6 protein-coding genes and 1 other annotated feature are annotated in these 6976 nt (G+C 29.4%); all 6 genes read right to left on the bottom strand.

Features of this window, described 5'->3' with window-relative positions:
- Positions 1-39: 39 nt before the first annotated feature.
- Positions 40-549 (bottom strand): nitroreductase family protein, encoded by a 510-nt coding sequence (locus VK071_06640; GenBank protein HLR34995.1) that lies wholly within the window; start codon positions 547-549, stop codon positions 40-42.
- Between the two features lie 127 nt (positions 550-676).
- Positions 677-1756: a sodium/glutamate symporter gene (locus tag VK071_06635; GenBank protein ID HLR34994.1), complete on the bottom strand. Its 1080-nt coding sequence runs from the start codon at positions 1754-1756 to the stop codon at positions 677-679.
- 39 nt (positions 1757-1795) lie between these two features.
- Complete coding sequence (locus VK071_06630; protein HLR34993.1) at positions 1796-2260, bottom strand: C-GCAxxG-C-C family protein; 465 nt, start codon at positions 2258-2260, stop codon at positions 1796-1798.
- A gap of 563 nt (positions 2261-2823) precedes the next feature.
- Positions 2824-4215, bottom strand: coding sequence for an asparagine--tRNA ligase (gene asnS, locus VK071_06625; protein HLR34992.1), 1392 nt, complete (start codon positions 4213-4215; stop codon positions 2824-2826).
- Between the two features lie 63 nt (positions 4216-4278).
- Positions 4279-4501, bottom strand: a binding site (T-box leader).
- 40 nt (positions 4502-4541) lie between these two features.
- Positions 4542-5867, bottom strand: coding sequence for a replication-associated recombination protein A (locus VK071_06620; protein HLR34991.1), 1326 nt, complete (start codon positions 5865-5867; stop codon positions 4542-4544).
- Between the two features lie 20 nt (positions 5868-5887).
- On the bottom strand, positions 5888-6952 hold the full coding sequence (gene orr / locus VK071_06615) for an ornithine racemase Orr (GenBank protein ID HLR34990.1): 1065 nt from the start codon (positions 6950-6952) through the stop codon (positions 5888-5890).
- Between the last annotated feature and the right edge of the window lie 24 nt (positions 6953-6976).

Below are 6976 nucleotides of genomic sequence, written 5' to 3'. Positions count from 1 at the left end.
AATAAATTAATATCATTTCCTTATGTTATATTATCTCTACTACCATTTATCAAAATGCACTTTACTTTCATCATATCTATCTATAACTCTTTTTTCTTCAGCTTTTTCTCCTACTACAATTAGACCAATAGGTAATATATTTTCTGGTAGTTCTAATAATTCTGACATAGGACTAGTTAGTTTCTCTTGAGAATAAAGTCCACACCATACTGCACCTAAACCTAGACCATGGGCTGCTAATAAAATATTTTGTATAGAAGCTGAACAATCTTCTACTAAAAAACCTCTCTCAGGTTGTTTCTCTTTATCTCCACATACAACAATTCCACATCCTGCATTAGGTAACATTTGTGCATATTCATGAAATTTTGTAATTTTTTCTATAACTTTTTTATCTTTTATTACAACAAACTCCCTTGGTTCAAAATTATGGGCTGAAGGTGCTTGAAAACCTGCTTTTAATAAGGTTTGTAAATTATTATCACTAATTACTTCACCGGTAAACTTACGAATACTTCTTCTTGAAAAAATAGCATCTAAAACATCCATTTAAATTATCTCCCCTTTTATAATATTAATATTAGTAAATATAACCAAAACCCTTGATTATATTATAGCATATGATAAAAGAAACGATTGTATTAAGTAATTTTATTACCTAATACAATCATTTTATCTACATAAATATTGATATAATTAAAGGATTAAATATTGTAATTAGCCAAGCCCCCACTACTGGTACTATAAATAATACGGGAGGAATAGCCCCTTCTTGTTCAGTAAAAGCTTGGATATTTGACATAGTAGACGGTGGATATCCTATACTAAATCCTACTATTCCAGAGGCTACATATAATGCTAATAAATTTTCTTTATATAATTTAAATACTATTTTATAAGCAAATAGCATGAGCAAAGCTGCTTGAATCAATACTATTAAATAGTCTTTGAAAGATAAAGCTTTTATAGTATTGAAATTTAGTAACATAAAGTTTAAAACTAATAACATAGACAAACTAAAATTACCTAGTAAATTAATTTTAGGATTTTCCAGCTTTCTTTCTTTAGAATTACAAAATAGATTATTGAATATTAGTCCTGCTAATACTCCTCCTCCAGCAGGATTTATATATTTTCCAAAACCTAATTTTACTGGTAATAATCCTATAAAGGTAAGTCCTAAAAAAATTGTTATATATTTTAAAAATTCCATTGGATTAAAAGTAGGTGCAGGAATCTTTATAGTATCTTTAGTATCCATCTTGTTTCTGAATAATTTAAACATAATTGCTCCACATATTGTTCCTACTAATATACTTAATACAGATATTCCTTTAAATATAGCTATAGTTTCATCTCCTAAACCTTCTAACCCTTGATAGGTGTTCATAAGTGTGTGATCCCCTAAAAAGGCTGCAGAACCTAAAATCACAGGATTATATGGTGCACTACCAAATATTTTAGTAGCTAATAAACCAACTATATTTTGTCCAAAAGCTATAACTATTGTTAATAATAAAAAGAACATTTGATTTCCAATATGTTTTTTAAAAACCCTTCTATCTACTCGTAGCCCTATGGATACAAAAAATCCAGAAACAAAAATAGGTATTAAATTATTAGCTGGAATTATATTTATGATATTTAAGCTAGTTAAAATTGAAAATATAATACCTCCAATAAAAGGAGCTGGTATATAATATTTTCTAAAAAGTTTTATATTTCTTTGTAGAAAATAACCTAACTGTAATACTATTACAGCTAAAAGTATAGTTTCTAACCCACCTAACTCAATCTATTCAACCTCTACCTGTCCATCTTCAATTAGCTTTTCTGCCACATATGCTGCAACTTCTCCTGTTATTTTAATACAATGTTCCCTTCTTTCAGGACTTTGGAAATTGTCTCCTGCCCATTGTCTAGTTATTACTCGACAACAAGTAGACTTGTACATATCCTTTATATAATCATGTAGACCTGCTGCCATCGGAAACATTTTTTCATTCATTTCTTCTCCATGAACTCTGCCATAAACCATACCTAAAGCCATTTCACCACCACTTACTGCACCACATAAGCATCCTGATTTTCCTATACCTATAGGAAATCCTGAAGCCATTTTAACAATTTTTTCATCGTAAGGCTTACCTAATAAATTATTAATTGTTTGAACAACTGATTCTGAACAAAAAAATTCTCCCCTTGCAAAATATCCTTCTGCTTCTTCTCTAACTTTAATTAATAATTCTTCTTTAGTCATTTTAAATACCTCCCTTTTTCTTTTACCATCCTATATACTACATGCTTTAACATTATATTTCAAATTAATAAAATTAATATTATTTATTTATCTATTAATTTTATTAATAGTCTGAATTTTAAAACTTCATAAACTTATTTATATACAATTTTTATAAGAATCAAAAAGCTTATTTATGTTGTACCTTCTATAACACAATAATTACTAGTAATATAGCTCTATCATATTGGCAAAAAATATTCACAGACAAAAACCTGGTTAGTCCTTTTTTTAATATATTAGTACATAATTTGGCATATTAAATATATTAGGTAACTATTACAAAACAGCTACTGCTCTATCCAAAATATATAGTGAAAATAATTAGCAAAATTGCATATAGGATATTGGTATAATTCCATAAAACAATCTTGCCACTAATAATCTTGTATTATATTTAATTTAACATCACATTAAAAAACATATTATTTAATGGTGGCTAGAATAAATAGTGAAAAGCTAGCAAAGTAGTATTAACCCTTGCTAGCTTTTTTAATCTATATTTTATATAATTATCAACTTTATTAAAATTCTGCTGAACCAACAGTTCTTGGGAAAGGTATTACATCTCTAATATTTTTCATACCTGTTAAATACATAACTGCTCTTTCAAATCCAAGACCGAATCCAGCATGTTTTACTCCACCATATTTTCTTAATTCTAAATACCACCAGTACTCTTCTTCATTCATATCTAATTCTTCCATTCTGGATTTTAAAATATCCATTCTCTCTTCTCTTTGACTTCCCCCTACTATTTCGCCAATCCCAGGAACTAACAAGTCCATAGCTGCTACTGTTTTTTCATCGTCATTTAATCTCATATAAAAGGCTTTAATATCCTTTGGATAGTCTTTTACAAACACAGGCTTTTTAAATACTTTTTCTGATAAATATCTTTCATGCTCTGTTTGTAAATCTAGTCCCCATTCTACTGGATATTTAAAATCCTCACCTGATTTCTTTAAAATGTCAATAGCTTCTGTATAGGTTATACATCCAAAATCTGAATTAACAACGTTATCTAATCTTTCCAACAACCCTTTATCTACAAAAGAATTGAAAAATTCCATTTCTTCTGGAGCATTTTCTAATACATAATTAATTATATATTTCATCATATCTTCTGCCAATTTCATATCGTCATCTAAATTAGCAAAAGCTATTTCCGGTTCAACCATCCAAAATTCTGCTGCATGTCTTGCAGTGTTTGAATTTTCAGATCTAAAAGTAGGACCAAAAGTATATACATTTTTAAAAGCTAAAGCATATGCTTCTGCTTCTAATTGACCACTTACAGTTAAATTTGTTTCTTTACCAAAGAAATCCTCTGAAAAATCTATTTCATTATCATTATCTAAAGGTACGTCTTTTAAATCTAAATTAGTAACTCTAAACATTTCCCCTGCACCTTCTGCATCACTACCAGTAATAATTGGTGTGTGAACATATACAAAATCTCTTTCTTGGAAAAATTTATGAATTGCGTAGGAAATTAAAGATCTAACCCTAAATACTGCATTAAAAGCATTACTCCTTGGTCTTAAATGAGCAATAGTCCTTAAGTATTCAAAAGTGTGTCTCTTCTTTTGAAGTGGGTAGTCAACTTCAGAAGTAGCCCCAACCTCAATATCAGTTGCTTTTATTTCAAAAGGCTGCTTTGCTTCCGGTGTAGGTTCCAAAATACCTTTAACAACTAACGCGGTACTTATAGGTAATTTCCCTATTTCTTTAAAATTATCTAAACTTTCATCAAATACAATTTGTACATTATTAAAAAATGTTCCATCATTTATTTCTATAAACCCAAACTTTTTTAAACTTCTTATAGTTCGTATCCAACCTTGAACTTCAACTTCTTTGTTTAAATATTTATGAGTTTCCCTAAATACTTCTCTAATAGTAGCTCCTTCCATTTTCTATCTCCTTTCCAGATTAAAATATTATTCATAAAATAAAAACCTCTCATCCCAATATAAATAAGGGACGAAAGGTTCCGTGGTACCACCCTAGTTGCTATAAAATAGCCACTTAAGTATTCACAGTTAACGATTGTGATTCGTCTAAATCTACTTTCTATATAAAAAGATTTCGGTTAGAAACTCAGAGATGTTCTTCAGTATAAGCCTCGTATTGGTCTTCCACCATCACCAACTCGCTTTAACTATAACTTAAACCTACTCTTCTCCTCATAGTTTTCATATTATTACTTTTCAATATATTAAACTTTATTATAAAGGGGTTATTCCTTTTTGTCAAATAGGTTATCTAGCCTTTCCTTAATTATTTTTTCATAACCATTTTTAGTTGGTTTATAATATTTAACTCCTATTTTATTCTTAGGTAAATATTGTTGTTCCGTAACACCTTCTGGATAATCATGAGGGTATTTATAACCTTTACCATGGCCTAATTTAGCAGCTCCTTTATAACTTTGATCTTTTAAATGAATTGGCACTTCTCCTATTTTATTGTTTTTTACATCTTCTAAGGCTTTATTTATTCCTTTGTAAGCAGCATTACTTTTAGGTGCACAGGCTATATATACAGCTGCTTGAGCTAAAGGTATTCTTCCTTCTGGCATTCCTATTATATCTATTGCATTAAAAGCATCAACAGCTACTGATAATGCATTAGGATCTGCATTTCCTACATCTTCCGAGGCACAAATTATAATACGTCTACCTATAAACTTAGGATCTTCCCCAGCTGCTATCATTTTTGCCAACCAATAAAGAGTGGCATCTGGGTCTGAACCTCTCATGCTTTTAATAAAAGCAGAAATAGTATCATAATGTTCATCTCCACCTTTATCGTAAGGTATCCACTTTTCTTGAATACAATCTTTAATAGTATTTATATCTATGTTTATAATACCCTTAGAATCTTTTGATGTAGTAAGTATCCCCAGTTCTAAAGAATTTAATGCAATTCTTCCATCTCCTTTAGAAACATGAACTAAATAATCAATAGCCTCATTATCAATATTTACATTAAATCTTCCCATACCTTTTTCTTCATCCTTTAATGCTTTAAGTATTAATTCTTTTATATTTTCATCTGTTAAAGAATGAAGTTTAATAACCATGGACCTAGACAATAAAGCTTTGTTAACTTCAAAATATGGATTTTCAGTAGTAGCGCCTATTAATATTATTACTCCCCTTTCTACAAAGGGTAACAATGCATCTTGCTGGGCCTTATTAAATCTATGAATCTCATCAATAAATAAAATAGTCCTTTGACCACTAATTTTAAGACTCTCTTCTGCTCTCTTTGTAACTTCCCTTATATCTTTAACACCTGAGGTAACTGCACTTAGTTTTTCAAATATCATGGAAGTAGTATTGGCTATAATCATAGCTAAGGTGGTTTTACCAGTTCCCGGTGGCCCATAAAATATCATAGAAGAAAGCCTATCTGCTTTTATAGATCTTTGCAAAACCCTACCATCACCTACTATATGGTCTTGCCCAATAAATTCATTTAAATTTTCAGGTCTCATTCTATCAGCCAAAGGTGCTGTCTTTTTTAAATTATTTTTCATAGCATAAGTAAATAAATCCATTAAATCACCTGTCTTAATTTTTATACATAAACCTTTTTTACATATGGAGAAGTCATGGCACTTAAAATTGCACCGTAACTTATATTAAAATTTATTTTATCTCCTACTGTATACTCTATTCTACTATTAGTTATATCTAATAGCAAGTGATCACTGCTTCCTCCCAATATAATAATATCTTCATCAACTGGATTAATATCTGATAATTCAACATCCTGCCTACCTATGGCACAAATCATCCTTTTTCTAATTCCTTTATCATTAAAAGTAGGGGTTTTCCCAAAAGCATCCATTCCTATTTTCCCTATTGGTCTGGAAGGTTTCTCTTTTATTTCAATAGCTTCTACTACTAATTTAAAAACATCTCCATAAGTTCCATCAATTTTTTTCCCAAAAGCTGTTTCCCTTCCTAGTACCAATGATTCACCTAATCTTAAATTATTTATTCTATCTGGCATGCTATTATCATATAACAAATGAAGACTACTAGAATTTCCACCAGATATTATGTCTAATTTAATTTTAAATTTCTTTTCTATATTCTCAGCTATATTTGCTAATCTATTTAAATTTTCCTTTTCAGGTATTACCCCACCATAGCAGGATAAATTAGTACCTAGCCCTATAAGATTTACTCCAGAAAATTTTAAAACTGACTCTATAGCTTTATACAGGCTATCTTCTTCAAAATATCCTTCTCTTAAATCTCCTAAATCTACCATTAACACTATATTATGTACTTTATTTTTCTTTACTGCTACATTAGACAAAGCTTCTATAACTTTCATTTCTGAATTTAATGAAATATCGCTGTATTCAACTACATCTTCCACTTCACTTAACATGGGTATTCTGAGTAATATTTTAGGTATTTTATAATATTTCATCTTTTTTAAGTTTTCCACCCTAGAATCTGCTAAATAATTTATTCCACCTTTAATATAAGATTCAACTATATTAGGTTCTGCACAAAATACTTTTGTAACACCTGCCACCGTTATATTATGGCTGTTACAAAGATCTACTATTTGTTTTGTATTATGAATTAGTTTATTTAAATTTATTTCTACCCTTGGATATTTCATATATTTCTTCCCTCCATCCTTAAG

Source organism: Tissierellales bacterium (assembly GCA_035301805.1).
Classification (GTDB): Bacteria; Bacillota; Clostridia; order Tissierellales; family DATGTQ01; genus DATGTQ01.
The sequence above is the reverse complement of the archived record's forward strand: the minus strand, read 5'-3'. Positions and strand labels throughout refer to the sequence as shown.

Coding starts and splice junctions, on each gene's coding strand:
- VK071_06640 (HLR34995.1), bottom strand. CDS start 549: ATGGATGTTTTAGATGCTATTTTTTCAAGAAGAAGTATTCGTAAGTTT.
- VK071_06630 (HLR34993.1), bottom strand. CDS start 2,260: ATGACTAAAGAAGAATTATTAATTAAAGTTAGAGAAGAAGCAGAAGGA.
- asnS (HLR34992.1), bottom strand. CDS start 4,215: ATGGAAGGAGCTACTATTAGAGAAGTATTTAGGGAAACTCATAAATAT.
- VK071_06620 (HLR34991.1), bottom strand. CDS start 5,867: ATGGATTTATTTACTTATGCTATGAAAAATAATTTAAAAAAGACAGCA.
- orr (HLR34990.1), bottom strand. CDS start 6,952: ATGAAATATCCAAGGGTAGAAATAAATTTAAATAAACTAATTCATAAT.